This window comes from Halomonas sp. MCCC 1A11062 (assembly GCF_021404355.1).
Classification (GTDB): domain Bacteria; phylum Pseudomonadota; class Gammaproteobacteria; order Pseudomonadales; family Halomonadaceae; genus Halomonas; species Halomonas aerodenitrificans.
In genome coordinates this window covers 433382-459270 of record NZ_JABFTW010000001.1, presented here as the reverse complement: position 1 = coordinate 459270, position 25889 = coordinate 433382, and the positions used below count along the sequence as shown (strand labels likewise).

General features: G+C 67.2%; 29 protein-coding genes. 23 read left to right on the top strand and 6 right to left on the bottom strand.

Annotated features, from left to right (window positions below; all coding sequences use genetic code 11):
- The first annotated feature begins 249 nt into the window (after positions 1 to 249).
- Genes argH through HOP58_RS02115 form a run of 7 tightly spaced genes read left to right on the top strand, consistent with a single transcriptional unit; the run spans position 250 to position 6411 of the window.
- Positions 250 to 1671 (top strand): argininosuccinate lyase, encoded by a 1422-nt coding sequence (gene argH / locus HOP58_RS02145; protein WP_234259396.1) that lies wholly within the window; start codon positions 250 to 252, stop codon positions 1669 to 1671.
- Positions 1668 to 1820 (top strand): lipoprotein, encoded by a 153-nt coding sequence (locus HOP58_RS02140; RefSeq protein ID WP_234254843.1) that lies wholly within the window; start codon positions 1668 to 1670, stop codon positions 1818 to 1820. The genes argH and HOP58_RS02140 overlap by 4 nt, the downstream gene beginning before the upstream one ends.
- A 9-nt stretch (positions 1821 to 1829) precedes the next feature.
- The gene (gene lysA, locus HOP58_RS02135; RefSeq protein WP_010625758.1) at positions 1830 to 3122 is read left to right on the top strand and encodes a diaminopimelate decarboxylase; all 1293 of its coding nucleotides are present in this window, start codon (positions 1830 to 1832) and stop codon (positions 3120 to 3122) included.
- A complete protein-coding gene (gene dapF / locus HOP58_RS02130; protein ID WP_010625759.1) occupies positions 3122 to 3955 on the top strand; it encodes a diaminopimelate epimerase in 834 nt (277 codons plus the stop codon). The genes lysA and dapF overlap by 1 nt, the downstream gene beginning before the upstream one ends.
- Before the next feature lie 36 nt (positions 3956 to 3991).
- A complete protein-coding gene (locus tag HOP58_RS02125) occupies positions 3992 to 4729 on the top strand; it encodes a DUF484 family protein (protein WP_234254845.1) in 738 nt (245 codons plus the stop codon).
- Positions 4722 to 5636: a tyrosine recombinase XerC gene (locus tag HOP58_RS02120; RefSeq protein WP_234259442.1), complete on the top strand. Its 915-nt coding sequence runs from the start codon at positions 4722 to 4724 to the stop codon at positions 5634 to 5636. Before HOP58_RS02125 ends, HOP58_RS02120 begins: the two co-directional genes overlap by 8 nt.
- A 4-nt stretch (positions 5637 to 5640) precedes the next feature.
- Positions 5641 to 6411 (top strand): HAD family hydrolase, encoded by a 771-nt coding sequence (locus HOP58_RS02115; RefSeq protein ID WP_234259395.1) that lies wholly within the window; start codon positions 5641 to 5643, stop codon positions 6409 to 6411.
- Here HOP58_RS02115 and yihA read toward each other — a convergent pair.
- Positions 6381 to 7025 carry a ribosome biogenesis GTP-binding protein YihA/YsxC gene (yihA, locus tag HOP58_RS02110; protein WP_234259394.1) on the bottom strand — a complete coding sequence of 215 codons (645 nt, stop codon included), beginning with the start codon at positions 7023 to 7025 and terminating at the stop codon, positions 6381 to 6383. The two genes, HOP58_RS02115 and yihA, sit on opposite strands and share 31 nt — an antisense overlap.
- Before the next feature lie 261 nt (positions 7026 to 7286).
- Here yihA and HOP58_RS02105 point away from each other — a divergent pair, with 261 nt between their 5' ends.
- The 5 genes from HOP58_RS02105 (at position 7287) to HOP58_RS02085 (ending at position 11633) form a co-directional block, all read left to right on the top strand.
- Positions 7287 to 7907 (top strand): c-type cytochrome, encoded by a 621-nt coding sequence (locus HOP58_RS02105; RefSeq protein ID WP_234259393.1) that lies wholly within the window; start codon positions 7287 to 7289, stop codon positions 7905 to 7907.
- 185 nt (positions 7908 to 8092) lie between these two features.
- Positions 8093 to 8740 carry a thiol:disulfide interchange protein DsbA/DsbL gene (locus HOP58_RS02100; protein WP_234259392.1) on the top strand — a complete coding sequence of 216 codons (648 nt, stop codon included), beginning with the start codon at positions 8093 to 8095 and terminating at the stop codon, positions 8738 to 8740.
- Between the two features lie 83 nt (positions 8741 to 8823).
- A complete protein-coding gene (locus tag HOP58_RS02095) occupies positions 8824 to 9579 on the top strand; it encodes an endonuclease/exonuclease/phosphatase family protein (RefSeq protein WP_234254940.1) in 756 nt (251 codons plus the stop codon).
- An 88-nt stretch (positions 9580 to 9667) separates the two neighbouring features.
- Positions 9668 to 10216: a TRAP transporter small permease subunit gene (locus HOP58_RS02090; RefSeq protein ID WP_234254847.1), complete on the top strand. Its 549-nt coding sequence runs from the start codon at positions 9668 to 9670 to the stop codon at positions 10214 to 10216.
- A gap of 10 nt (positions 10217 to 10226) precedes the next feature.
- A complete protein-coding gene (locus HOP58_RS02085; protein ID WP_026037782.1) occupies positions 10227 to 11633 on the top strand; it encodes a TRAP transporter large permease subunit in 1407 nt (468 codons plus the stop codon).
- A 35-nt stretch (positions 11634 to 11668) separates the two neighbouring features.
- Here HOP58_RS02085 and HOP58_RS02080 read toward each other — a convergent pair whose 3' ends face one another.
- Complete coding sequence (locus tag HOP58_RS02080; protein WP_234254848.1) at positions 11669 to 12100, bottom strand: YqaA family protein; 432 nt, start codon at positions 12098 to 12100, stop codon at positions 11669 to 11671.
- 42 nt (positions 12101 to 12142) lie between these two features.
- Between HOP58_RS02080 and thiD the strand changes: the two genes are divergently transcribed.
- The 3 genes from thiD to dtd all read left to right on the top strand — a co-directional run bounded on the left by thiD (position 12143) and on the right by dtd (position 14393).
- The gene (thiD, locus tag HOP58_RS02075; RefSeq protein ID WP_234254849.1) at positions 12143 to 12955 is read left to right on the top strand and encodes a bifunctional hydroxymethylpyrimidine kinase/phosphomethylpyrimidine kinase; all 813 of its coding nucleotides are present in this window, start codon (positions 12143 to 12145) and stop codon (positions 12953 to 12955) included.
- A 79-nt stretch (positions 12956 to 13034) separates the two neighbouring features.
- Positions 13035 to 13880, top strand: a complete 846-nt coding sequence (locus HOP58_RS02070) for a universal stress protein (protein ID WP_234254850.1) — start codon at positions 13035 to 13037, stop codon at positions 13878 to 13880.
- Positions 13881 to 13955: 75 nt separating this feature from the next.
- The gene (gene dtd, locus HOP58_RS02065; protein WP_103970476.1) at positions 13956 to 14393 is read left to right on the top strand and encodes a D-aminoacyl-tRNA deacylase; all 438 of its coding nucleotides are present in this window, start codon (positions 13956 to 13958) and stop codon (positions 14391 to 14393) included.
- A gap of 50 nt (positions 14394 to 14443) precedes the next feature.
- Here dtd and HOP58_RS02060 read toward each other — a convergent pair whose 3' ends face one another.
- Positions 14444 to 16396, bottom strand: a complete 1953-nt coding sequence (locus HOP58_RS02060; RefSeq protein WP_234254851.1) for an ATP-binding cassette domain-containing protein — start codon at positions 16394 to 16396, stop codon at positions 14444 to 14446.
- Positions 16397 to 16474: 78 nt separating this feature from the next.
- Between HOP58_RS02060 and HOP58_RS02055 the strand changes: the two genes are divergently transcribed.
- The 7 genes from HOP58_RS02055 to HOP58_RS02025 all read left to right on the top strand — a co-directional run bounded on the left by HOP58_RS02055 (position 16475) and on the right by HOP58_RS02025 (position 22519).
- Positions 16475 to 16999 (top strand): TIGR02444 family protein, encoded by a 525-nt coding sequence (locus HOP58_RS02055; protein ID WP_083861741.1) that lies wholly within the window; start codon positions 16475 to 16477, stop codon positions 16997 to 16999.
- 101 nt (positions 17000 to 17100) lie between these two features.
- Positions 17101 to 18120: a TRAP transporter substrate-binding protein DctP gene (gene dctP / locus HOP58_RS02050; RefSeq protein ID WP_010625776.1), complete on the top strand. Its 1020-nt coding sequence runs from the start codon at positions 17101 to 17103 to the stop codon at positions 18118 to 18120.
- Between the two features lie 148 nt (positions 18121 to 18268).
- Positions 18269 to 18850, top strand: coding sequence for a TRAP transporter small permease (locus HOP58_RS02045; RefSeq protein WP_026037783.1), 582 nt, complete (start codon positions 18269 to 18271; stop codon positions 18848 to 18850).
- Between the two features lie 25 nt (positions 18851 to 18875).
- Entirely contained in the window at positions 18876 to 20159 is a 1284-nt protein-coding gene (locus tag HOP58_RS02040; RefSeq protein WP_010625778.1) for a TRAP transporter large permease, read from the top strand.
- Positions 20160 to 20185: 26 nt separating this feature from the next.
- Positions 20186 to 20629: a universal stress protein gene (locus tag HOP58_RS02035; protein ID WP_010625779.1), complete on the top strand. Its 444-nt coding sequence runs from the start codon at positions 20186 to 20188 to the stop codon at positions 20627 to 20629.
- A 153-nt stretch (positions 20630 to 20782) separates the two neighbouring features.
- Positions 20783 to 21466 (top strand): FKBP-type peptidyl-prolyl cis-trans isomerase, encoded by a 684-nt coding sequence (locus tag HOP58_RS02030; protein WP_010625780.1) that lies wholly within the window; start codon positions 20783 to 20785, stop codon positions 21464 to 21466.
- A 9-nt stretch (positions 21467 to 21475) separates the two neighbouring features.
- Positions 21476 to 22519, top strand: a complete 1044-nt coding sequence (locus HOP58_RS02025; protein ID WP_234259391.1) for a PHB depolymerase family esterase — start codon at positions 21476 to 21478, stop codon at positions 22517 to 22519.
- 20 nt (positions 22520 to 22539) lie between these two features.
- On the opposite strand, the gene HOP58_RS02020 is transcribed toward HOP58_RS02025, so the two are convergent.
- Together HOP58_RS02020 and HOP58_RS02015 are read right to left on the bottom strand one after the other, a co-directional pair.
- On the bottom strand, positions 22540 to 23133 hold the full coding sequence (locus tag HOP58_RS02020; RefSeq protein ID WP_234259390.1) for an SCO family protein: 594 nt from the start codon (positions 23131 to 23133) through the stop codon (positions 22540 to 22542).
- Positions 23130 to 23642, bottom strand: a complete 513-nt coding sequence (locus HOP58_RS02015; protein ID WP_234259389.1) for a hypothetical protein — start codon at positions 23640 to 23642, stop codon at positions 23130 to 23132. Before HOP58_RS02015 ends, HOP58_RS02020 begins: the two co-directional genes overlap by 4 nt.
- A gap of 138 nt (positions 23643 to 23780) precedes the next feature.
- Between HOP58_RS02015 and HOP58_RS02010 the strand changes: the two genes are divergently transcribed.
- A complete protein-coding gene (locus tag HOP58_RS02010) occupies positions 23781 to 24698 on the top strand; it encodes an AEC family transporter (RefSeq protein ID WP_010625785.1) in 918 nt (305 codons plus the stop codon).
- A gap of 240 nt (positions 24699 to 24938) precedes the next feature.
- On the opposite strand, the gene HOP58_RS02005 is transcribed toward HOP58_RS02010, so the two are convergent.
- A complete protein-coding gene (locus tag HOP58_RS02005) occupies positions 24939 to 25847 on the bottom strand; it encodes a LysR substrate-binding domain-containing protein (RefSeq protein ID WP_234259388.1) in 909 nt (302 codons plus the stop codon).
- Positions 25848 to 25889: the final 42 nt, after the last annotated feature.

Genomic DNA, 25889 nt, shown 5'->3' with positions numbered 1-25889 from the left:
CCCAGGCAGCGGGCCCCGGCGGCCCTGCTCAACGATGATTGCCGCAACATTATCGGTCACGGTCGGCAGTCGGTCATTGACGTTCATCATAAAGCACCGGGCGAGGCAGGAAAAATCGAGCGCCCCGAGCACGCCTGCCGCCCCTCGCCACCCGCGCCGACTCTGGTACACTGCAAGACCTGACTGCCGCCGCCGCAGGCGGCTTCCCGATGAACGCCACAGCACGCAACGCGCAGGATGTCCACGCCGATGAGCTCTAGTCCCACAACCCCCGGCACCAACCAGTCCTGGGGCGGTCGCTTCAGCGAACCCACCGATGCCTTCGTCGAACGTTTCACCGCTTCGGTCGGTTTCGACCAGCGCCTGGCTCTTCAGGACATCCAGGGCTCCATCGCCCATGCCACCATGCTGGCCCGGGTCGGCGTGCTGACCGACGACGAGCGCGACGCCATCGTCGCTGGGTTGACGGAGATCCGCGGCGAGATCGAGCGCGGCGAGTTCCAGTGGTCGGTGAAGCTCGAAGACGTGCACATGAACGTCGAGGCGCGCCTGACCGACAAGATCGGCATCACCGGCAAGAAGCTGCACACCGGCCGCTCGCGCAACGACCAGGTGGCCACCGACATCCGCCTGTTCCTGCGCGACGAGATCGACGTGGTCGAGGCCGAGCTCAGCCGCCTGCGCGAGGGGCTGATCGAACTCGCCGAGCGCGAGGCCGACACCATCATGCCCGGCTTCACCCACCTGCAGACCGCCCAGCCGGTGACCTTCGGCCACCACCTGCTGGCATGGCAGGAGATGCTCGCCCGCGATCACGAGCGCCTGCTCGACTGCCGCAAGCGGGTCAATATCATGCCGCTGGGCGCCGCCGCACTGGCCGGTACCACCTACCCCATCGACCGCCACGTCACCGCCGAGCTGCTGGGCTTCGAGCGCCCGGCCGAGAATTCGCTGGACGCGGTGAGCGACCGCGATTTCGCCATCGAGTTCGCCAGCTTCGCCAGCATCCTGCTGATGCACCTGTCGCGCATGAGCGAGGAGCTGGTGCTGTGGACCAGCGCCCAGTTCGACTTCATCGACCTGCCCGACCGCTTCTGTACCGGCAGCTCGATCATGCCGCAGAAGAAGAATCCCGACGTGCCCGAGCTGGTGCGCGGCAAGACCGGGCGCGTCTACGGTCATCTGATGGGCCTGCTGACGCTGATGAAGTCGCAGCCGCTGGCCTACAACAAGGACAACCAGGAGGACAAGGAGCCGCTGTTCGACACCCTCGACACGGTGCGCGACTGCCTCAAGGCCTTCGCCGACATGGTGCCGGCCATCGAAGCGCGCAAGGAGAGCATGTACGAGGCGGCCCGCCGTGGCTTCTCCACCGCAACCGACCTGGCCGACTACCTGGTGCGCCGCGGCGTGGCCTTCCGCGACGCCCATGAGATCGTCGGCCTGTCCGTGGCCTTCGGCATTCGCGAGAAGAAGGACCTCTCCGAGATGAGCCTCGACGAGCTGCGCCAGTTCTCCGACGTGATCGAGAGCGACGTGTTCGAGGTGCTGACCCTGGAGGGCTCGGTGGCCGCGCGCAACCACATCGGCGGCACCGCCCCGGACCAGGTGCGCGCCGCGGCAAGCCGTGCCCGCGAGGCCCTGAACGCCCTGCGAGGCAGCCGCCCATGAGCCGGCTCGCCCTGGCTGCGCTGACGCTGGCGGCCAGCCTGCTGCTGGCCGGCTGCGGCCAGAAGGGGCCGCTCTATCTGCCCGACGACGAGGCCGCCGCCGAACGCTACGGCACGGGCGCTGCCGCCCCCAACGACGACGAGAGTTAACGGACCAACATGGATCACTTCGAATACCGCGACGGCGTACTCTACGGCGAGGAGGTCCCGCTGACCCAGGTGGCCGACGAGATCGGTACACCCTGCTACGTCTACTCTCGCGCCACCCTGACCCGCCACTACCGGGCCTACACCGAGGCGCTGGGCAGCCACCCTCACCTGATCTGCTACGCGGTCAAGGCCAACTCCAACCTGGCGGTGCTGAACCTGCTGGCGCGCCTGGGCGCCGGTTTCGACATCGTCTCGCTGGGCGAGCTGGAGCGCGTGCTGGCCGCCGGTGGCGACCCGGCCAAGGTGGTGTTCTCCGGCGTGGCCAAGCAGGAGCACGAGATGGCCCGGGCGCTCGAGGTGGGCATCAAGTGCTTCAACGTCGAGTCGCGCGCGGAGCTCGAGCGCCTGTCCGCCGTGGCCGAGCGGCTGGGCAAGGTGGCGCCGGTGTCGCTGCGGGTCAATCCCGACGTCGACGCCGGCACTCACCCCTATATCTCCACCGGGCTCAAGGACAACAAGTTCGGCATTGCGGTGGACGAGGCGCTCGAAGTATACGAGCTGGCCGCACGCCTGCCGGGACTGAACGTCGTCGGCATCGACTGCCACATCGGCTCGCAGCTCACCGAGCTGGCGCCCTTCCTCGACGCCCTGGACCGCCTGCTGGTGCTGCTCGAGCGTCTGCACGAGCGCGGCATCAAGGTGGAGCACCTCGATCTCGGCGGCGGTCTCGGCGTGCCCTACCGCGGCGAGCGGCCGCCCCAGCCCTTCGACTATGCCGCCTCGCTGCTGGAGCGCCTGGCCCAGTGGAAGCACGGCGAGAACCTGACCCTGCTGTTCGAGCCGGGCCGTTCGATCGCCGCCAATGCCGGCGTGCTGCTGACCCGGGTCGAGTTCCTCAAGCCCGGCGAGACCAAGAACTTCGCCATCGTCGATGCCGGCATGAACGACCTGATCCGGCCCTCGCTGTATCAGGCGTGGCAGGCGATCATTCCGGTGGACACCCGCCACGTGCGCGAAAGCGCCGTCTACGATGTAGTCGGCCCGGTGTGCGAAACCGGCGACTTCCTCGGCAAGGAGCGTGAGCTGGCCATCGGCCCCGGCGACCTGCTGGCGGTGCGCTCCGCCGGCGCCTACGGTTTCGTCATGGCCTCGAACTACAACAGCCGTCCGCGTCCCGCCGAGGTCATGGTCGACGGCGACGGCTATCACGTGGTGCGCCAGCGCGAGAGCGTCGAGTCGCTGTGGGCCGGCGAAGCGCTGCTGCCCAATGAGAGCAAGACGAGTGAAGGAGGCGCGCGCTGATGCTGCTGCACTTCACCAAGATGCATGGCCTCGGCAACGACTTCATGGTAATCGATCTGATCACCCAGCGGGCGCGGCTGCGCGACGAGCAGATCCGCAAGCTCGCCGACCGCCGCTTCGGCATCGGCTTCGATCAGCTGCTGGTGGTCGAGCCGCCGCGCAGCCCCGACATGGACTTCCGCTACCGGATCTTCAATGCCGACGGCAGCGAGGTGGAGAACTGCGGCAACGGCGCTCGCTGCTTCGCCCGTTTCGTGCTCGATCAGCGTCTGACCCACAAGCGCGAGATCCACGTGGAGACCGCCGGCGGGCCGCTGACGCTGGTGGTCAATGACGACGACCAGATCACGGTGGACATGGGCACCCCGCGCTTCGAGCCCACGGCCCTGCCCTTCGATGCCGCCGAGGATCGCCCGCTGCATGCGCTCGAGGTCGACGGCGAGCGCTACGAGATCGGCGCCGTTTCCATGGGCAACCCCCACGCCGTGCTGCGCGTCGACGATGTCGACAGCGCTCCCGTCGAACGCCTCGGCCCGCTGATCGAGCGCCATCCGCGCTTCCCGCGCCGGGTCAACGCCGGCTTCATGCAGGTGGTGTCTCCCCACGAGATCCGTCTGCGGGTGTTCGAGCGCGGTACCGGCGAGACCCTGGCCTGCGGCACCGGCGCCTGTGCCGCGGTGGCCAGCGGTATCCGTCAGGGTCTGCTGGAGAGCCCGGTCACGGTCCATCTGCGCGGCGGCGACCTGCGCATCGAATGGGCCGGCGACGAGACGCCGCTGCTCATGACCGGCCCCGCCGAACGCGTCTTCGAAGGGCGTATCGCCCTGGCCTGATGTGACGGGCCAACCCCGAACCGTAGGAGTCACTGCATGACCCGAGCCGTTCCCGAACCGCGCAAGACCCTCGATCCGGACCGGGTAGCCGAGTGGCTGGCCCGCCATCCGGACTTCTTCGTCGGCCGCGAGGGGCTGCTGCAGCAACTCAAGGTGCCCCATCCGGAGGCCCACGGCACCACCTCGCTGCTGGAGCGTCTGGTTCACGACCTGCGCCGCCGCGCCGAACAGGCCGAGTGGCGGCTGGAGCAGCTGCTGGAGTCGGCGCGCCACAACGAGGTGCAGTACCGCCGCACCCGCGAGCTGGTGCTGGCGTTGCTGGATGCCGAGGATGCCGACGCCCTGGGCCAGGCACTGGCTACGCAGATCGCCGAACGCTTTCAGATCCCCGCCGTGGCCCTGTGGTGTCCCGCCCAGCTCACCAACCACGAGCCGCTGCCGCCGCAGCCGCCGCGCCACGTGCTCGACGAACACGCCGGCGTACGCCTGGCCGCGCTGCTCGACGGACGCACCAGCCGCTGCACCCGACTCACCCCCACCGACTGGGGGCGCCTGTTGCCCCACGCCAAGCCGCCGCGCCAGGCCGGCTCCTGCGCCCTGACCCGGCTGACCCTGGGCGAGCCGATGGGCTACCTGGTGCTGGCCAGCCCCGATCCTGACCATTTCCGCGCCAGCATGGACACCCTGTTCACCGAGTACCTGGGCGACGTGCTGGCCCGGCTGTTGCTGCGCCATGCGCCCAGCGTGCATGACAGCCCCCCGGCCCATGGCTGAGAGCGCGCTGCGCCACCAGCTGGGCGCGTGCCTCAAGCGGCTGGCGCAGCAGGCCAGTCCGGCCACGCTGAGCGCCTACCGCCGCGACCTCGAAGCGCTGGCGGAATTTCTCGAGACCCGCGACATCCATGACGCCGCGCACCTGGACCTGAGCCTGGTGCGCCGCTTTCTCGGCGCCGAGCGCAGCCGCGGGCTGGCACCGCGCAGCCTGGCCCGCCGCCGTGCCGCCGTGTCGCACTTCGGTGCCTTCCTGGTGAACGCCGGCGTGCTCGGCCACAACCCCGCCGAACTGGTGCCGACGCCCCGCCAGGGCGCCCACCTGCCCAAGCCACTGGATGCCGACCAGCTTGCCCAACTGCTCGATACACCCCACGACGGCTCGCCGCTGGCGCTGCGCGACCAGGCGATGCTGGAGCTCTTCTACTCCAGCGGCCTGCGTCTGGCGGAGCTGGCCGGACTCGACCTGGGCGACGTCACCAGCCGCCGCGTTCGGGTCATGGGCAAGGGCAGCAAGCCGCGTCAGGTGCCGGTCGGCCGCAGCGCAAGGCGCGCCCTGGAGGCGTGGCTGGCCGTGCGCGGCAGCCTGGCCGGCGATGGCGAAACGGCGCTGTTCGTCGGCCGCAGCGGCAGCCGCCTCGGCCATCGGGCGATTCAGAAACGCATGGCCGAGGTGGCCCGCCAGCGCGGCCTGCCCGAGCACCTGCATCCGCACCGGCTGCGCCACTCCTTCGCCAGCCATCTGTTGGAGTCGAGCCAGGACCTGCGCGCGGTGCAGGAGCTGCTGGGACACGCCAACCTCTCCACCACCCAGGTCTACACCAAGCTCGACTGGCAGCACCTGGCGGCCAGCTACGACGCCGCGCACCCCCGCGCGCGGCGCCGCCGCGACGACTCTCCGGGCACCTGACACCATGCTTCGAACCGCGCCGCTCCAGGCCATCACCTTCGACCTCGACGACACCCTGTGGGACAACCACGGCGTCATGGTCGCCACCGAGACAGGCCACTACGCCTGGCTCGATCGCGAACTCGGCGCCTGGCTGAGCATGCGCGGGCAGCAGGGCTCGCCCTCGTTCGCCGAGCGCTTCCCGCTGGAAGCCTTCGAACAGCACCGCCGCGCCCTGGCGCGCGCCCACCCGCTGCGCCGCGGCGACTTCACCTGGCTGCGCGAGCGAGCCCTGCGCGAGATGCTGGCGGAGTTCGGGCTCGACCCGGCCGCCGCCCGACTCTGGGCCGAGGCGGCCATGGAGCGCTTCATGGAGCTGCGTCATCGGGTCGAGCCGCACCCCGAGGTGGAACCGCTGCTGGCCGGGCTGAGCCGGCACTACCGCCTGGCCAGCATCACCAACGGCAACGTGGCGGTGCAGCGCCTGGCGCTGGGCCGGCACTTCCCGGTGGCCATTGCCGCCGGTGAGATGTTCGCCCCCAAGCCGGACCCGCGACCCTTCCTGGCGGCCCTGGGGCGCCTGGGTGTGACGCCGGCCCGCGCCATGCACGTGGGCGACTCCTGGCGTGAGGACGTCGAGCCGGCCAGACGCCTGGGCATGCAGGCGGTGTGGATCTCTCCGCAGGTGGATACCTTGCCCCTGCCGCCCGGCGTGCATCACCTCGACCACGTACGCGAACTGCCCGCACTGCTGCGCCGGCTGGGTCAGGAAGCTCCGGAGCTGCCCGATTCCTGATTCCCGGTGGGCTCATTCAACCACTGGTCCAGGCGGGCGCACGCCTCGTCGACTCCCTCGCGCTTGAGCGAGGAGAACAGCTGCACCGTTACCAGGTCTTCCCACTCGCGCAGGCGGCTGCGCACCTGCTGCAGGGCGTTCTTGGCCGCGCCGGACTTGAGCTTGTCGGCCTTGGTCAGCAGGATGTGCACCGGCTTGTCCTGGTCGTCGGCCCAGCCCAGCAAGGTCTGGTCGAACTCGGTCAGCGGATGGCGCACGTCCATCACCAGTACCAGACCGCGCAGCGAATGCCGCCCCTCAAGGTACTCGGCCAGGTGACGCTGCCACTCGAGCTTGACCGCCTCCGGCACCTTGGCATAGCCATAGCCGGGCAGATCGACCAGCCGACGGCTGATGTCGTCGCCCAGCGAGAAGAAGTTGATCAGTTGGGTGCGTCCCGGCGTGCGCGAGGTGCGCGCCAGCGCCTTCTGCCGGGTCAAGGTGTTGATCGCGCTCGACTTGCCGGCGTTGGAGCGGCCGGCGAAGGCGACCTCGGCGCCGTCGTCGACCGGGCACTTGGCAAGCGTGGGGGCGCTGATCAGGAAACGCGCGCTCTGGTAGTTCAAACGGGACATGACCTCGACTTCCTACGGCATGGGCATCAGGGAACAGCGCCGGGTTCTTGACCTGCATTCCCGATGCCGGCTTGTTTCGTTATAATGCGATGTCTTTTGTCTGCGACCTGGGCGCGCTAGTGTACCACCGTGCTCTTGCCGGCAGCGACCGACGCACGCGGCGCTCGCTTCGGCAGGGTGAACCCGGCCTGGCTCGTGAGAGGCTCGGGCAGCTCCCAGGATGCGTACCGGTACAACCCATAACGGCATAGTGAAACAGCGATGAGAAAGTTACTGGCAAGCCTGGCATTTACCATCGGCGCCGTTGGCGTCGCCCACGCCGACCTGGAAGCAGACGCCGATCCTGCTGCCGGACGTGAGCTGGCACAGCCCTGTGCCGCCTGTCACGGTCAGAACGGCATCAGCTCCGCTTCTTCCTTCCCGCATCTCGCCGGTCAGAACATGACCTATACGGCCAAGCAGATCATGGACATCCGCGACGGCAACCGCGTGGTGCCGGAGATGGTCGGTCAGGTCGACGACTTCTCCGACGAGGACGCCTGGGACGTAGCCGCCTTCTATGCCGAGCAGGACGCCCATGTCGGCCAGGCCGATGCCGACGAGGAAGCGCTGATGCGCGGCCAGGAGCTCTACCGTGCCGGCGACATGACCAAGGGCATCCCCGCCTGTGCGGCCTGCCACGGCCCCACCGGCGCCGGTATCAACACTGCCGTCTACCCGGCGCTCTCCGGTCAGTTCCCGTCGTACACCGTCTCCACGCTGCAGGACTTCGCCAGCGGCGAGCGGGCCAACGACCCGAACAACATGATGGCCGACATCGCCGCCAAGATGAGCGATGCCGACATGCAGGCCGTGGCCAACTACATCTACGGTCTGCACTGAGGCGCTGCCGACAGGCATTCGCCGGCCCCGGGCCGGCAGCGGAAGGCGGCTTCGGCCGCCTTCTCCGTATGCAGCGGCAGAGGGTTCGTAGGGAACCGTAACCGACTCCAGCCCTCAAAGTGAGCAGCAAATTCGCTATGCTGGCATTGCCGCCCTAACCTGCGGCCTCTCAAGGAGTTCAATCCATGTTCAAGCCTTTTCGCCTTCTCCAGTCAGCCGTGATAGCCGTGGCCGGCCTCGGTCTGGCATCGCTCTCCTCGGCCAACGTGGTCGAGGGCCAGCACTACGAGCGCCTGCCCGAGCCCGTCGAGACCCGCGTCGAAGAGGGCCAGATCGAGGTGGTCGAAGCGTTCTGGTACGGCTGCCCGCACTGCTACAACCTGCAAAGCAGCGTGAAGGCGTGGTACGAGACCCTGGGCGACGACGTCAGCGTGGAGCATCTGCCTGCCACCATGGGCGGCGAATGGAACACCCACGCCGTGGTGTTCTATGCCGCCGAGGAGCTGGGCATCCGCGAAGAGGCGCATGCCGACATCTTCAACGCCATTCACCAAGAGGGCCGCCGGCTGACCGATGCCGACAGCATTGCCGCCTTCTTCAGCGAGTACGGTGTCAGCGAGGAAGAGGCTCGTAAGGCGCTGGACTCCTTCGGCGTCAAGTCGCAGGTCAACCAGGCCCATACGCGCATGCGCAGCATGCGCCTGATGGGCGTTCCGGCGCTGATCATCGACGGCCGCTATCTGGTCACCCCCAGCAGCGCCGGCAGCCTGGAGAACATGCCGCAGGTGGCCGATGCCTTGATCGAGCGCGTGCGTCAGGAGCGCGAAGACTGACCGTGACTGCCGAGAACTCGCACCTGGCCCAGGCCAGGACCCCGACCCTCGAAGGTGGGCACCTCAAGCTGCTCACCTTCAACATGCAGGTCGGTATCCAGACGTCGGCCTATCACCACTACCTCACCCGTAGCTGGCAGCACCTGCTGCCGCACCCGCATCGGGCGCGGCGGCTCGACATGGTCAGCAGCGTGCTGAGCCGCTTCGACATCGTCGGCCTGCAGGAGGTCGACGGCGGCAGCTTTCGCTCGAGCAACGTCAACCAGGTCGAGTACCTGGCCACCCGGGGCGGCTTTCCCCACCATTTCCAGCAGCTCAACCGCAACCTGGGACGCTTCGCCCAGCACAGCAACGGTCTGCTGTCGCGGCTCGCCCCGACGCTGGTCGAGGAGCACCGCCTGCCCGGCACGCTGCCGGGCCGCGGCGCCATCCACGCCCGCTACGGCGACGGCCCGGACGCCCTGCACCTGTTCGTCGCCCACCTGGCCCTGAGCCACCGGGCGCGGATGCGCCAGTTCGACTATCTCAGCGAGATCATCCAGCCGCTGCGCCACGTGGTGGTGATGGGCGATCTCAACTGCACGCCGGAGCAGCTGCACTCGCATTCGCGCTTCTGCGCCTCGCTGCCGCTACACCCCGTGCGTCCGCTGCTCAGCTACCCTTCCTGGCAGCCGCGCCGTGCGCTGGACCACATCCTGCTCTCCGATTCGCTGGAGGCGCGGGACGTGCGCGTGCTCGACCACCTCTTCTCCGACCACCTGCCGATCGCCGTCGACGTCGCACTGCCGTCATCCTGCCAGGCGGTGCTGGAAGCGCTGCACAAGAAGCAGACCCTCTAACAGCCGGGGCGTTGAGGACCAGGGATGACGCCCGCGGCGGAATCGGCGATGATGCGGTCCCTGAATTCGCTTCGACACGAGACCCTCCATGCCTACCGCGAACCGTGATCCGGTCCTGCTCGCATGGCTCGACGGCTTTACCGAGGTCGTGGGCCGCTCCATCGCCTGGCTGGTGATCATCATGATGGCCGTACAGTTCGCCATCGTGGTGATGCGCTACGTCTTCAGCATCCATAGCATCGTGATGCAGGAATCGGTCATGTACATGCACGCCATGGTGTTCATGCTTGGGGCCGCCTGGACCCTGCGTCACGACGGCCATGTGCGCGTCGACATCTTCTACCGCAAGCTCTCCGCCCGCGGCCGCGCCTGGATCGACCTCGGCGGCACGCTGTTTCTGCTGTTCCCGGTGGTGCTGTTCATCGCCTGGTCGAGCTACGGCTACGTGCGCAGCAGTTGGGCGATCCTCGAGCGCTCCCCCGACGGCGGCATCCCCGGCGTCTATCTGCTCAAAACGCTGATCCTGGTGATGATGGCGCTGCTGCTGGTGCAGGGCGTGGCTCAGGTGATGCGTCAGATTCTGATCCTGCGCGGCAAGGCGCCGGGTAATACTCCCGACCACGACGAGGTAGTCTGACGTGGAAGCCCTGCTCGAGTTCATGCCGCTGTTCCTGTTCCTCACTGTCTGCGCCGTGCTGATGCTGGGCTATCCGGTGGCCCTGGCACTGGCCGGTACCGCGCTGATCTTCGCCGGCCTCGGCCACCTGCTGCTGCAGATGGGCGTGCCGGTGCCCTTCGAGGCGCGCATGATGGGTGCGATGCCCAACCGCCTCTACGGCATCATGACCAACCAGACCCTGCTGGCGGTGCCGCTATTCGTGCTGATGGGGGTGCTGCTGGAGAAGTCCCGCGTGGCCGAGACCCTGCTCGACGCCATGGCGCTGCTGTTCGGCACCCTGCGCGGCGGCCTGGGCATCTCGGTGATCCTGGTGGGCATGCTGCTGGCCGCCTCCACCGGCATCGTCGGCGCCACCGTGGTCACCATGGGCCTGCTGTCGCTACCGACCATGCTCAAGCGCGGCTACTCGCCGGCGCTTGCCACCGGCAGCATCTGCGCCACCGGCACCCTGGGTCAGATCATCCCGCCTTCCATCGCCCTGGTACTGCTCGGCGACGTGCTTTCCAACGCCTACCAGCGCGCCCAGTTGGCCATGGGCGTGTGGAGTCCCAAGACCGTCTCGGTGGGCGATCTGTTCGTCGGCGCGCTGATTCCCGGCCTGCTGCTGGTGGTGGCTTACATCCTCTACATGATGATCGTCGCGTGGCTGAAGCCGGAAAGCGCTCCGGCCGCCGATCGGGACGTGCTGAAACAGGAGCTGGGCCACACCGGCAGCATCCTGCCGCTGCTGATCAAGGGGCTGATTCCCCCGGTGCTGCTGATCGTCGCCGTGCTGGGCTCGATCCTGGGCGGTTTCGCCACCCCCACCGAGGCCTCGGCGGTGGGCGCCACCGGCGCCTTCCTGCTGGCGCTGGTCAACCGCCGGATGAACCTGCCGATGCTGCGCGAGGTGGTGTTCACCACCACCAAGGTCACCAGCATGGTGTTCCTGATCCTGATCGGCGCCGCGCTGTTCTCGCTGGTGTTCCGCGCCTACGGCGGCGAGGAGCTGGTCAAGGAGATGTTCGAGGCGCTGCCCGGCGGCGTGGTCGGTGCCACCCTGGTGGTGATGCTGGTGATCTTCCTGCTCGGCTTCATTCTCGACTTCATCGAGATCACCTTCGTGGTGGTGCCGATCGTCGGCCCGGTGCTGCTGATGATGGGCCTCGACCCGATCTGGCTCGGCATCATGATCGCGGTGAACCTGCAGACCTCGTTTTTGACGCCACCGTTCGGCTTCGCGCTGTTCTACCTGCGTGGAGTGACGCCGGAGTCGGTGCCCACCTCCGCGATCTACCGCGGCGTGGTGCCCTTCATCCTGATGCAGCTCGGCATGCTGGGGGCGCTGGCTCTGTTCCCGGGGCTGGCCACCTGGCTGCCTTCGGTATTGAGGTAAGCTTGGCCCGGTCTTGAGCCTGGCTTGGTCTGACATTACTGGCAGAGCGGGGCCAGCCACGCCTGGGCCAGGTAGAGCACTACGGCGTAGCGCGTCCCCTTGGCCACGGTGATCAGCAGGATGGCCCGCCACCAGGGCAGGCGGAAGATGCCGGCCAGCACGGTGAGCGGGTCGCCGATCACCGGTGCCCAGGAGAGCAGCAGGCTCCACTCGCCGAAGCGGTGATACCAGCCCTCGGCGCGGGCCAGGCCCTGGGGCGAGGCGGGAAACCAGCGCCGGTCCTGGAAACGGCGCGCATAGCGACCCATCCAGACATTGACCACACTGCCCAGGGTATTGCCCGAGGTGGCCACCAGCCACAGCGCCAGCACCGGCTGTCCCAGGCACCACTGGCGCGCCAGCCACACCTCGGAGCCACCCGGCAACAGGGTGGCACTGACGAACGCCACCACGAAAAGACTCAGCATCCAGCCCCCTACACACCGCCATTCTGTTTGCGAGAGGACGCCATGACGACCCACCGCCCCGCTCCCAATGCGCTCACCATCGCCGGCTCCGATCCCAGCGGGGGTGCCGGCATTCAGGCCGATCTCAAGAGCTTCTCGGCGCTGGGCGCCTATGGTACCAGCGTCATTACCGCGCTGACCGCCCAGAACACCCTTGGCGTGCGGGGTGTGCAACCGATACCGGTGGAGTTCATTCGTCTGCAGCTCGAAACCCTGCTCGATGACGTGACCATCGATGCGGTGAAGATCGGTATGGTTGCCAGCCGCGAGGTGGCCGAGGCCATCCGCGACGCACTCGAGGCCAGGCGCCCCCGCTGGGTCGTGCTGGACCCGGTGATGGTGGCCAAGAGCGGCGACATCCTGGTCGACGACGTGGGCATCGCCGCGGTGCGCGAGGTGCTGGTGCCGCTGGCCGACCTGATCACCCCCAACCTGCCCGAGGCCGCGGTGCTGCTGGGACGTTCGGCGCCGGCCAGCCGCGACGAGATGCTGGCCATGGCACCCGCGCTGGCCGGCCTGGGCGCCGGCGCCGTGCTGCTCAAGGGGGGCCATCTGCGCGACGAAAGCTGCCCCGACCTGCTGATCGAGGCCGGCGAGAGCCGTTGGATCGAGGGCACCCGCATCGCCACCTCCAACCTGCACGGCACCGGCTGCTCGCTCTCTTCCGCCATCGCCGCCCGCCTCGCCCTGGGCGATGAGCTGCCCGCCGCCATCGCCGCTGCCAAGCGGTGGCTCGAGACGGCGCTGACCGAGAGCCGGCGGCTCGCGGTGGGCCAAGGCCACGGGCCGGTTCACCACTTCCATCGCTGGTGGTAACGAAACGGCCTTGCAGCCTCGCCAAGTGGCGCCCATGCTGAAGTCTGCCTCGCCAGGCTCATCGCATCGGAGAGACGCCATGACCCAGACCCTGCTGTTCGCCTGCGACCTTTCGGCCGAGAACCGCGCTGCCTTCGCCCGGGCCATTCGCCTGGCCACCGAGAGCGGCGCACGCCTTGACGTGATCCACGTTCTCGACCCCTATCTGCCGCGCCGCGTGCTGCACGATCTCGAGGCCGCCGTGGTCGACGACATGCAGGCCATCATGACGGACATCCGCGAGGACTATGCCCTACCGGAGCCCAGCGTCATGCTGCAGACCGTGGCCGGCGCCACCTATGCCGAGATCGTCCGCGAAGCCCACGACCGTGAAGTGGACATGATCGTGCTCGGCTCTCACCGCAAGCGCGGGCAGAACGATCTGATCGTCGGCACCACCCTGGCTCGCGTGCTGCGCAGCGCACCCTGTCCGGTACTATCGGTGATCCAGCCGGCCAACCGCGACTGGCAGGAGGTGCTTCTGCCCGTGGACTTCTCGCTGGCCAGCCGCAACACACTGCGCGAGGTGCTCAAGCGCTTCCCCGAGAGCCACCTGACCCTGCTGCACGCCTGGGACATCCCCGGCGAACGCGAGATGGGCTCCGACAGTGACTATGCCCGCTGGCGCGACCGCGAGGTGGAGCGCCTGCGCTGCCAGCTCGAACGCGAGACCGACCAGCTGATGGGCGAGCTCGACAGCGTGCCCGACGTCGACCTGGTACTGGAACAGGGCGACCCGCTGGAGGTGCTGGTCACCCGACTGCGGCGCCAGCCGCCCGACCTGCTGGCGCTGAGCAGCCGCGGTCAGCTGGGACGCCAGAGCCCCATCACCGAGGCGCTGCTGGCGGAGCCGCATTGCGACATCATGCTGTGCCGCGCTTGGTAACACCCTCTCCGCACCAGGCTGAAGTTGCGTGATACCCTTTCGGCAAACTCATGCTCAGAAAGGGGATATCGGCGCATGAAAGCCTTGATACAGCGTGTGCGACGCGCCAGCGTGACGGTGGACGAGCGAACGGTGGGAGCCATCGATCACGGCCTGCTGGCCCTGGTGGGGGTGGAGAAGGGCGACGACGAGACCGCCGCCGAGCGCCTGCTGCACAAGCTGCTGCACTACCGGGTGTTCAGCGACGAGGCGGGCAAGATGAACCTCGACCTGCAGCAGGTCGAAGGCGGGTTGCTGCTGGTCTCGCAGTTCACCCTGGCCGCCGATACCCGCAAGGGGCTGCGCCCGAGCTTCTCCAGCGCCGCGCCGCCGGCCGACGGCGAGCGGCTGTTCCACTACCTGCTCGACCGCGCCCGGGCGGCCTGGCCCCGGGTCGAGAGCGGCGAGTTCGCCGCCAACATGCAGGTCGAGCTGATCAACGACGGGCCGGTGACCTTTCTGCTGGAGAGTTGAAGGCACCATGCTGGCCGCATCCCGCGGCTGATCCGGGGACAGGCCATATTTCAAGCCCCACTTTCGAGCAGCTCCGCCTCCATCGCCTCGAGCGCCTCTTCAGCGGCCAACCAATCGGCTTCCAGCGTCTCCAGCCGTGACTTGAGCTCGCCCTGCCGGGCCAGCCGCTCGGTGAGCTCGGCCTTGCGCGCCGGGTCGGTGTAGAGCTCAGCCTCACCCAGCGCCTCCTCCACCGCAGTCAGCTCCGCCTGGGCCTTCTCCAGCGCCTGCTCGGCGCGGTCGCGCGCCTTCTTCAGCGGCCGTAGCTTCTCGCGCAGCTCGGCAGCGGCGCGGCGGCTCGCCTTGCGGTCCTCCTTGGGCGCGGCGCTCTCCGCCTGGCGCTCGGCCTTGTCGGCCCGCGCCTCGCGCCGCTCGCCCTCCAACCGCGCCTTGAGCCAGGCGCGATAGTCCTCCAGGTCGCCGTCGAAGGGCTCGACGCGATGGTCGGCCACGCGCCAGAACTCATCGACGGTGGCACGCAGCAGGTGGCGGTCGTGGGAGACCAGAATCACCGTGCCCTCGAAAGCGGCCAGCGCCTCGGTGAGCGCCTCGCGCATCTCCAGGTCAAGGTGGTTGGTGGGCTCGTCGAGCAGCAGCAGGTTTGGCTTGCGCCAGGCCACCAGGGCCAACGCCAGGCGCGCCTTCTCGCCGCCGGAGAAGCGCCCCACCTCGCCGAAGGCGTCGTCGCCCTGGAAACCGAAGCCACCGAGGAAGGTGCGGATCGACTGGTCGCTCGCGGTAGGCGAGAGCCGCTGCACGTGCATGAACGGCGTGGCCGCCATGTCGAGCCCCTCGAGCTGATGCTGGGCGAAGTAACCCACGGCGAGATGCTCGCCCGGGATACGCTTGCCCGCCAACAGCGGCAACTCACCGATCAGCGACTTGATCAGTGTCGACTTGCCGGCCCCGTTGGGCCCCAGCAGACCGATGCGCTGCCCCGGCAGGATGGTCAGCTTGACCTCATCGAGCTGGAGCTTTTCTTCGCCTGCGGCGTCGCGGTAGCCAAGCCGCGCCTGGTCGAGCACCAGCAGCGGATGCGAGGTCTTGTCCGATGAGGGAATGGTGAAGTGGAACGGCGAGTCGGCGTGGGCCACGGCGATGTCGCCCATGCGTTCGAGCATCTTCATGCGGCTCTGGGCCTGGCGCGCCTTGCTCGCCTTGGCCTTGAAGCGCGCCACGAAGCGCTCGATCTCCTCGCGCCGGGCCTGCTGCTTGGCCGCCTCGGCCTGCTGCAGCGCCAGCTTCTCGGCGCGGGTACGCTCGAAGGTGGAGTAGTTGCCGCGGTAGAGCACCAGCCGGCGCCGGTCGAAATGGACGATGTGGTCGCACACCGCGTCGAGAAAGTCGCGGTCGTGGGAGATCAGCAGCAGGGTGCCGGGGTAGCGCACCAGCCACTGCTCGAGCCACAGCAGGGCGTCGAGGTCGAGGTGGTTGGTGGGCTCGTCGAGCAGCAGCAGATCCGACGGCATGAACAGGGTGCGCGCCAGGTTGGCGCGCATGCGCCAGCCGCCGGAGAAGGCCGAGAGCGGGCGGCTCAGATCGGCCTGGCCGAAGCCCAGCCCGATCAGCAGCTGAGCGGCCCGCGACGGCGCGCTGTAGCCGTCCAGCGCCTCGATGTGGCCGTGCAGCTCGGCTTCGCGGTTGGCATCGCCCTGGCGACGCGCCTCTTCCAGAGCGGCCTCGGTCCGGCGCAGCTCGTGGTCGCCGTCGAGCACGTAATCGACGATGGGTCGGTCGAGGGCATCGACTTCCTGGGCCATGTGGGCGATGCGCTGGCCGCCGCTCATCTCGATCTCGCCGCGGTCGGGGGCAAGCGTGCCCAGCAACAGCCCGAACAGGCTGGACTTGCCGGCACCGTTGGGGCCGACGATACCGGCCTTGTGGCCGGCGTGCAGGGTCAGTTCGGCTTCCTCGAGCAGGGTCTGGGTGCCGCGTTGCAGGGCAACCTGGCGCAGTGCAATCATGCAGGCTCCAACTGGCGATACAGAGTACGGTCGCGGCCCGGTGCTCACTATCGAGACAGCGGCGGCGACATCCGAAACATGAGCAACGATTCTACCGCAACCATGGCGTCTCTGCGGGCCGGGCTTGCCGCCGACCCGCTGTGGGACTTCGCCCTCTCCTTCTATGCCCGCCCCGGGGTGGAGGCGGCCTGCCTGCTGCTGCAGGATGACGCCGGTGTCGATGTCTGCGAGCTGTTGTGGCGCTGCTGGCTGCATCGTCACGGCTTGGCGCCTGCCGGAGAGCCCGACGAACTGTCAGCGATACGCCGCTGGCAGGACGAGGTGACGGTGCCGCTGCGGACGCTGCGCCGACAGTTGAAGGCCCAGGCCGCCCACGACCCCGGCACCGCCGAGGTGCGCCGCTGCATTCAGCAGGCCGAGCTTGCAGCCGAACGCGAAACGTTGCTGCGACTACAGCATCTGGCCCTGCGCACGACGCCGCCGACGGCCCTGTCCGCCGCCACTCCCAACCTCGAAAATTCCCTTGCAAGTCGCTGGAAATTACAGAAAAAAGAGCAACTTTTGGCGGTTCAAACCCTCGAATGCCAGCTTGACCCTCTGTAGGCGGCACGCTAGCCTGAAAAAAGATGTGTAGCGTTTTGTGGCTACCAATGCCTGTCGATGCCGCTTATTTCACGGGCCAAACCTGCAAGGAGAACATAATAATGAAGGCAACCAAGCTGTTGACCACTGCCAGTATCGGCGCACTGCTGTTCGGCATGTCGGCTGCCGCCCATTCCGCCAACTGGCGCTATGCGCATGAGGAATTCGAAGGTGACGTTCAGGACGTTTTCGCCGTCGCCTTCAAGGAGTACATCGAGGAAAACTCCGATAATACCGTCCAGATTTACCGCTTCGGCGAGCTGGGTGAATCCGACGATATCATGGAGCAGACCCAGGCCGGCATCCTGCAGTTCGTCAACCAGTCGCCCGGCTTCACCGGCGCCCTGATTCCCGAAGCCCAGATCTTCTTCATCCCCTATCTGCTGCCCACCGACGAAGAGACCGTTCTGCAGTTCTTCGACGAGAGCGTGGCGATCAACGAGATGTTCCCGGAGCTCTATGCCGAACAGGGCCTGGAGCTGCTCAAGATGTACCCCGAAGGCGAGATGGTCATCACCGTGGATGAGCCGATCCGCACTCCGGAAGACCTGCGCGGCAAGAACATCCGCACCATGACCAACCCGCTGCTCTCCGAGACCTATCGTGCCTTCGGCGCCACGCCGACCCCACTGCCCTGGGGTGAGGTCTACGGCGGCCTGCAGACCGGCATCATCCAGGGTCAGGAGAACCCGATCTTCTGGATCGAATCCGGCGGTCTCTATGAGGTGTCCCCGCACTTGGTCTTCACCGGTCACGGCTGGTTCACCACCGCGATGATGGCCAACCAGGACTTCTTCGACGGCCTCTCCGAGGAGGAGCAGCAACTGGTGCGTGACGCCGCCGAGGCGGCCTACGCGCACACCATGGAGCACATCTCCGGCCTGGCCGACGAATCGCTGGAGAAGATCCAGGCCGCCTCCGACGAGGTCACCGTGACACGTCTCGACGAGGACGAGATCGAGGCCTTCCGTGAGCGTGCACCGCGGGTCGAGGAACGTTTCATTGAGATGACCGGCGATCGCGGTCGCGAACTCCTCGAGCAGTTCAAGGCAGACCTCGAAGCCGTCACCGGCGACGAGTAAGCCGCGAGCGATTCGACGTGCAAGCATGCGAGGGGGTAGCCGGTCGGCTGCCCCCTCGGCGTTTGGACGGCTACCCGACCGAGACTCAACCCAACCCGACTCTGCGCATCATCCCGCGCAGCGGAGCCTGGAGCCTGCCGCCATGGACATGAGTGAAGAAGACATCGCCGAGAAGAACTACCGTTCCACGCTCCCCGGCCCCCTCGGCGTCGTCGATACCTGGATCAGCCGCGTCGAGGCCATCATCCTGGCCATGGGTGTGATCCTGATGGCGATCAATACCGTTGCCAACGTGATCAGCCGTTTCGCCTTCGGCGAGAGCCTGCACTTCGCCGAAGAGATCAACCGTATCCTGATCATCATGATCACCTTCGCCGGCATCGGCTATGCGGCGCGCCACGGCCGCCATATCCGCATGTCCGCCTTCTACGACGCTCTGCCCACCGGCGGCCGTCGCACCCTGATGATCTTCATCTGCCTGTTCACCGCGCTGGTGATGTTCGTGCTCTGCTACTTCTCCATCGGCTACATCCAGACGCTCTACGGACGCGGCCGGGTGCTGCCCTCGCTAAGCATCCCGGTGTGGACGATCTATCTCTGGGTACCCATCGGCTTCGCCATCACCGGCATCCAGTATCTGCTCACCGCGTTCAAGAACCTCACTTCACGCGACGTCTATCTGTCGACCCATGTGGTCGACGGCTACAAGGATACCGAGACGGAAGTCTGACGCAGGGCGACAAGGAACAATAACCATGACAGCCATCATTCTCTCCATCATGATCGTGCTGCTGCTGCTGGGGTTTCCGATGATGATTCCCCTGGCCACGGCGGCCTTCGTCGGCTTCTACATGACCTTCGGCGGCATGGGTCAGATGGAAACCCTCATCCAGCAGATGATGGGCGGCATCCGGCCCACGGCGCTGATCGCCGTGCCGATGTTCATCCTCGCCGCCGACATCATGACCCGCGGCCAGTCGGCCGGCCGTCTGATCGGCTTGGTCATGAGCTTCGTCGGCCACATCAAGGGCGGCCTGGCCGTCAGTACCGCGGCCTCCTGCACCCTGTTCGGCGCCGTATCGGGCTCCACTCAGGCCACCGTGGTGGCGGTGGGCTCGCCGCTGCGCCCGCGCATGCTCAAGGCTGGCTACAAGGATCCCTTCACCCTGGCGTTGATCATCAACTCCAGCGACATCGCCTTTCTGATACCGCCGAGCATCGGCATGATCATCTACGGCGTCATCTCGGGCACTTCCATCCGCGAGCTGTTCATCGCCGGCATCGGCCCAGGGCTGCTGATCCTTGCCATGTTCTCGGTCTACAGCATTTTTTACGCCATCATCCACAAGGTTCCCACCGAGCCCAAGGCCACCTGGAAAGAGCGTGCCTTGGCACTACGCGACTCATTGTGGCCGCTGGGCTTCCCGGTTCTGATCGTGGGCGGCATCTATGGTGGTGTGTTCAGCCCCACCGAGGCCGCCGCGGCCTGCGTGCTCTATGCCGTGCTGCTCGAATTCGTGATCTTCCGCTCACTGAAGATGTCGGACATGTATTCCATCGCCAAGTCCACCGGGTTGATCACCGCGGTGGTGTTCATTCTGGTGGCGGTGGGCAACGGCTTTTCCTGGATCATCTCCTTCGCCCAGATCCCGCAGACCCTGCTCGAGGCGTTCGGCATCAACGAGGCGGGGCCGGTCGGCGTGCTGATCGCCATCTGCGTGGCCTTCTTCATCGCCTGCATGTTCGTCGACCCCATCGTGGTGATCCTGGTGCTGACGCCGATCTTCGCCCCGGCCATCGCCGCCTCCGGTCTCGACCCGGTCCTGGTGGGCGTGCTGATCACGCTGCAGGTGGCGATAGGCTCGGCGACGCCACCCTTCGGCTGCGACATCTTCACCGCCATTGCGATCTTCAAACGACCCTACTGGGAGGTGATACGCGGCACGCCGCCCTTCGTCTTCATGCTGATCCTGTCGGCTGCGCTGATCATCATGTTCCCGCAGATCGCCCTGTTCCTGCGCGACATGGCCTTCCGCTAGCGGCCCGATGCTGAGGAGACGCTGAGATGTTCAATCGCATACTGATACCGGTGGACGGTTCGAAGGGCGCCCTGAAGGCGCTGAAGAAGGCAGTGGGCCTGCACCTGCTGACCGGCGCCGAGCTCTACGTGCTGTGCGTGTTCAAGCACCACAGCCTGCTGGAGGCCTCGCTCTCCATGGTGCGTCCGGCGAAGCTCGACATCCCCGACGATGCGCTAAAGGCGTACGCCACCGAAATCGCCGTGCAGGCCAAGAGCGAGGCGGTGGGGCTGGGGGCCGACCCCGACAAGCTGCGCGCCTTCGTCAAGGGTGGCCAGCCTTCGCGCACCATCGTGCGCTTCGCGCGCAAGCGTGAGTGCGACCTGATCGTGGTCGGCGCCCAAGGCACCAACGGCGAGAAGAGCCTGCTGCTGGGCAGCGTGGCGCAACGGGTGGCGGGAGCCGCCCACTGCCCCACTCTGGTGGTGTGACCCGCAGGCCGGGTTCGTCATGCACCATGCATGTGCGGAACCGGCCCCGCCCTGATAGAGTCCGAGTACTGTTATCGAGCCGACCGCTCCCAAGGGAGCGCAGTACAAATCGCCCAACGATCAATCGCCCAAGACTATTCGATAGGACTCTGCATGAAGACACTGCTGACTTCCGCCTCCCTGGCTGCCCTGGTGGCCGCGGCGCCTTTCGCCCTGGCTGCGCCGGAGACAGAGGATGAGCGTCTCAGCTACAGCCTCGGCATCGCCTACGGCCAGAGCATCGCCCAGGAGTATCCCGAGCTCGATGTCGACGCCTTCAGCGCTGCCATTCGCGACATCATCGAGGGTAACGACACGGCCATGAGCGCCGATGAGATGGCCGAGACACTAAGCCAGTTCCAGCAGGACGCGCTGGCGGCCCGCCAGGCCGAAGCCGAGCAACTGGCCGAGCGCAACCTCGCCGAAGGTCAGGCCTTCCTGGCCGAGAACGCCGAGCGTGAGGAGGTCACCACCACCGACTCGGGCCTGCAGTACGAGGTACTGGAGAGCGGCGACGGCGAAAGCCCGGGGCCCAGCCACCATGTGGAAGTGCACTACGAAGGCACCCTGGTCGACGGCACGGTGTTCGACAGCTCCCTGGAGCGCGGCCAGCCGCTGAGCTTCCGCGTCGACCAGGTGATCGAGGGCTGGCAGGAGGCTCTGCAGCTGATGAGCGTGGGCGACACCTGGATGCTGTTCATTCCTCCGGAGCTGGGCTACGGCGCCCAGGGCCAGGGCCCCATCGGCCCCAACGAGACGCTGATCTTCCGCGTCGAGCTGCTCGACGTCATGGAGTGACGCGACGCCATGAGAGCCTCGTCACTACTGGTCGCCGGCCTGCTGCTGGCGACCGGTGCGCAGGCCGCCGAGCGCCTGCCGGAACTGCCCCGGCTCGGCATCGAGCCTGAGGGAGTCAGCGTGATCGGTGTCTCCTCGGGTGGCTACATGGCCACCCAGCTGGCCGTTGCCTGGCCGGAGCGCTTCACCGGCGTGGCCGTACTGGCGGCCGGCCCCTGGAGCTGCGCGCAGGGCGGCCTCGGTCAGGCGCTGGGCCAGTGCATGGCCACGCGTCGTGGACCGCCCGACCTCACCGCACTGGACGTGCGCCTGCGGGACTATCAGGCCCGCGGCCTGGTGGGGGCGGCGGAAGCGCTGGCCGAACTGCGGGCCTTCGTCTGGCATGGTGACGAGGACGGCGTGGTGGATCCCACCCTGGGCGCGGCACTGGCGGAGCAGCTCTCCGGCTGGCTGGCCAGCCCCAACGAGCAACTCAGGGTCGTGCGCTCACCCGGTGTCGGCCACGGTTGGCCCGTGCAGGCCGACGAGCAGGTCCCACCGAGCCAGCTGGCGCAGTGTCGTCTCGGCGGGGGAACCCATATGCTGGCCTGCGATCTAGACATCGCCGGCGAAGCACTGAGCTGGCTACACGGCACGCTGACGCCACCCCAGCAGGGCACCGATAGTGAGCTACTGCGCTTCGATCAGGCCCCGTTCGCTGCTCGCGGCCTGGGCAAGGCCGGCTATGTGCTGATTCCTGAAGGCTGCGAGGCGGGCGGCTGCGAGTTGACGATTGCCCTGCATGGCTGCGGCATGACCGAGGAGCAGATCGACCGCGCCTTCGTGGAGCACAGTGGTCTCAACGAGTGGGCCGAGGCCAACCGGCGCGTGGTGCTCTATCCCCAGGCCACCACCAGCCTGGCCAACCCCCAGGGCTGCTGGGACTGGTGGGGCTTCACCGAGAGCACCTGGCAGCTCGACCCGCTGCACGACACCCGGGAAGGCGTACAGGTCAAGGCACTGATGAGCATGCTCGAACGGCTCGGACAGAGACCAAGCCCTGAAGGAGAGTGAGAGGTAAGCGCTCGGCGGCCTCAGCCGCCGAGCTCTTGCTCCAGCGCCGAGCGCAGGGCATGCGGCGCCGGCGAGTAGAGGACGCGCTGACGGATCGTGCCCTCGCGATCGACCAGATAGAGCGAGGAGCTGTGATCGACGGTGTACTCCATCGCCGACTCGGGCGTTTCCACCCGGCGCCAGACCACACCATAGCGCGCGGCCAGCTCTTCGAGCTGCTCCTGGCTGCCGGTGGCGCCGATGAAGTCGTCGCCGAAGTAACCGACGTATTCAGTGAGCCGCTCGATGGTGTCGCGCTCGGGGTCCACCGAGATCAGCACCGGCACCACACGGCGGCGCTGCTCGTCGTCCAGCCCCTGCATCACCTGGCGCATCACCGCCATGCTCATCGGGCACACGTCGGGACAGTAGGTGTAACCGAAGAACAGCACGGCCAGCTGGTCGTCCTCGAGCTGGGTCAGCGAGAAGTCGCCCTGGGTCGAGGCCAGCTCCACCGGGCCGCCCCGCGGGCTGCCGTCGTCGTCATCCTGGAACTGCTGGTAACCGAACAGCCCCCCCAGGCCCACCACGACGATCAACGCCCCCAGCGCCATCCACATACGTTGACGTTTCATGGCAAACTCCGCTCCACCGTGAAATCGAATCGGCTTCCCAGCCGGCCTTCAGGTGTCTCCACCACCACCTGAGCCTGCCAGCGCATGACCGATTCGGTACAGATCGGCACCTGGCCGACACCTTCGAAATGCCCTCTATCCTGCTTGCTCAAGGGGAAACGATGCAAGCCCATATCCATGTCGCTGCCAACGAAGTCGACCCTGACCGACTGCGCCTCGACGCCATCCACATGGACCTTCAGCGGCAGGAGCTCCAGAGCCCGAATGCTCCCGGGCGCGTCGACATCGAGGGTCAGCCTGCGCCCTTCGCCCAGGGAGGCACTGCACTGGCCGCGTTGAAGTTCGCAGGGCAGCGTGGCGAGATGCCAGTCGACGTCGGCGCCGCCACGCAGCAGGTGCGAGGCCAGATACCACAGCGCCACGCAAAGCGTCAGCAGCGTGGCCAGGATCAGCAGACGAAGCCCCGGAAAGCGGGACTTGCCGACGTTAGGCAGGGTGGGCGAAGACATGGCAGCGAAAGCAGCACTTCACGAAACGGCGGTAGAGGGTAAGCTTAACAGCATTTGCCGGTCGCCCTGGCGTGTACCGTTGTCGCAGGGTTTAACGGTTCCGGCAGCTCAAACCCCGAGAACGACAAGGACATCGAGATGGATGGCGTTACCAATGCGCTGGGCCCCCTGTTCCTGCTGATACTGCTCGGCGCCGCGCTGGGACGATTGCGTCAGCCGAGCGACGACTTCTGGGTACAGCTCGAGAAGGTCATCTATTTCCTGCTCTTTCCCGCCATGCTGGTCGCCACGCTGGCTACCGCCAACGTGGGTGAGGTGCCGGTGGTGCGCCTGGCCATCGCCCTGCTCGGCGGCATGCTGGTCTTCGCCGGGCTGCTGTGGGCAACACAGCGGCGGCTGGGCCTGGAGCCGGCGGCCTTCACATCGGTGTTCCAGGGTGCGCTGCGCTTCAATACCTACGTGGGGGTCGCCGGCGCCGCCGCGCTGCACGGTTCGGCCGGCGCCACCGTGGCGGCGGTCGCCGTGGCGCTGATGGTGCCGGTGGTCAACGTGCTGTGTGTGGCCAGCTTCATCGCCGCCGGCACCCTGGGCCCATCGAGCCTGGGCAAGAGCCTGACGGCCCTGGTGCGCAACCCCTTGATACTGGCCTGCCTGGCCGGTATCGCTCTCAATCTCTCCGGTATCGGCCTGCCCGGTTGGAGCGGTTCGGCGGTGGAGCTGCTGGGCCGTGCCGCCCTGCCACTGGGGCTGGTGGCGGTTGGTGTCGCCCTGCGTCCTCAGGCGCTACTGCGCCTGGATCGCGGGGTGTGGACATCCAATCTGGTCAAGCTGATGCTGATGCCAGCGCTGGTGTTCGGCCTGGCGCTACTGCTGGGGCTGGACGCAGTGAGCCGCGACGTGGCGCTGCTCTTCGCCGCCCTGCCCACCGCCACCTCGGCCTACATCCTGGCCCGTCAGTTGGGCGGCGACGCCGAGCTGATGGCAGCCCTGATCACCGGCCAGACGCTGCTCGCCATGGCGACACTACCCTTGTGGCTGCATCTCGCCGGGAGCTGAAATAAAAAACATTCGCATTCGTGTTGACATCGATAATGAGAATGGATTACATTGAATGCGTGGTGTTGATGAGGCACCACGGCCATTAGGGGAACCGCCAGTTTCCCGCTATGGTTTCTCCCCCTCATTGCTAGTCACGGTCTTGCCTGCGCCCTCTATGAGGGCGCTTTTTTTGTGCAAAAAACAAATCCCCCTCATTGCTGCTCTTTACCAGGTCAGGGTCTTGCCCGCGCCTCCCAATCATCCCGCCGCTGCGCTGCGCCAGGGGCCGCGTCCGCGCAGGCGCTCACGCAGCAGGTCGGCCAGGGCCTGGGCGGCGGGCTGCGACGCAGGTTCGATGGCGCGGGCGAAATGCAGCCGCGCCTCGCAGCGGCCGAGCGCGGGCAAGCCTTCGGCCTCGCCTAGCTCGCGCATGGCGGGAGTCAGGCGTTCGCGGTCGAGCACGCTGATCGCCAGGCCCGTCTCCACTGCGCGCTCGATGGCGTGGATGCTGGTACTGGTGAACAGCGCATGCCAGGGCCTGCCGAGCCGCTCCAGGGCTTCGGTGGCCAGCGCCCGGTAGGGGCAGTCGACCTCGTGCAGGGCCAGCGGCAAGCTCTCCCGCTCGATCAGGTTAGCGTGGCGCGGTGCGGCCCATACCGGCGTGGTGCGCCATAGCGGCTCGCCACCGGGCAGTGCGATGGGCCGGTCCAGCACCACTGCCAGGTCCAGCCGCGAGCGCTCCAACTGCCGCACCAGCTCGCCGCTGGTGGCCGTCACCGCTTGCAGCAGCACCTCCGGGTGGTAAGCGGTGAACTCGGGCAGCACGTCGCCGAGCAACTCGCGGGCGTAATCCTCGGGCAGCCCGAAGCGCACCTTGCCCCGTAGCCCGCGCCCGGCATAGCGAGCAAGCATCCCATCGTGCATGCGCAGCAGCTCCCGCGCCTCCTGCAACAGCGCCTCACCGGCGGTAGTGGGCACCACGCCGCGAGGGCCCCGCTCCAGCAGGCGGACGTCGAGCAACGCCTCCAGGCGCTTGATCTGCATGCTGATGGCGCTGACGGTACGGTGCCTCTGCTCGGCCGCCGCCGCCAGCGAACCAAGCTGGGCCGCAGCCTGGAAACTGCGCAGCAGTTCGAGATCCAGCGTTGCCGATGAGACTTCAGCCATATTGAACTCTGCCTACAAAATATATCGCTTCATTGAAACCGG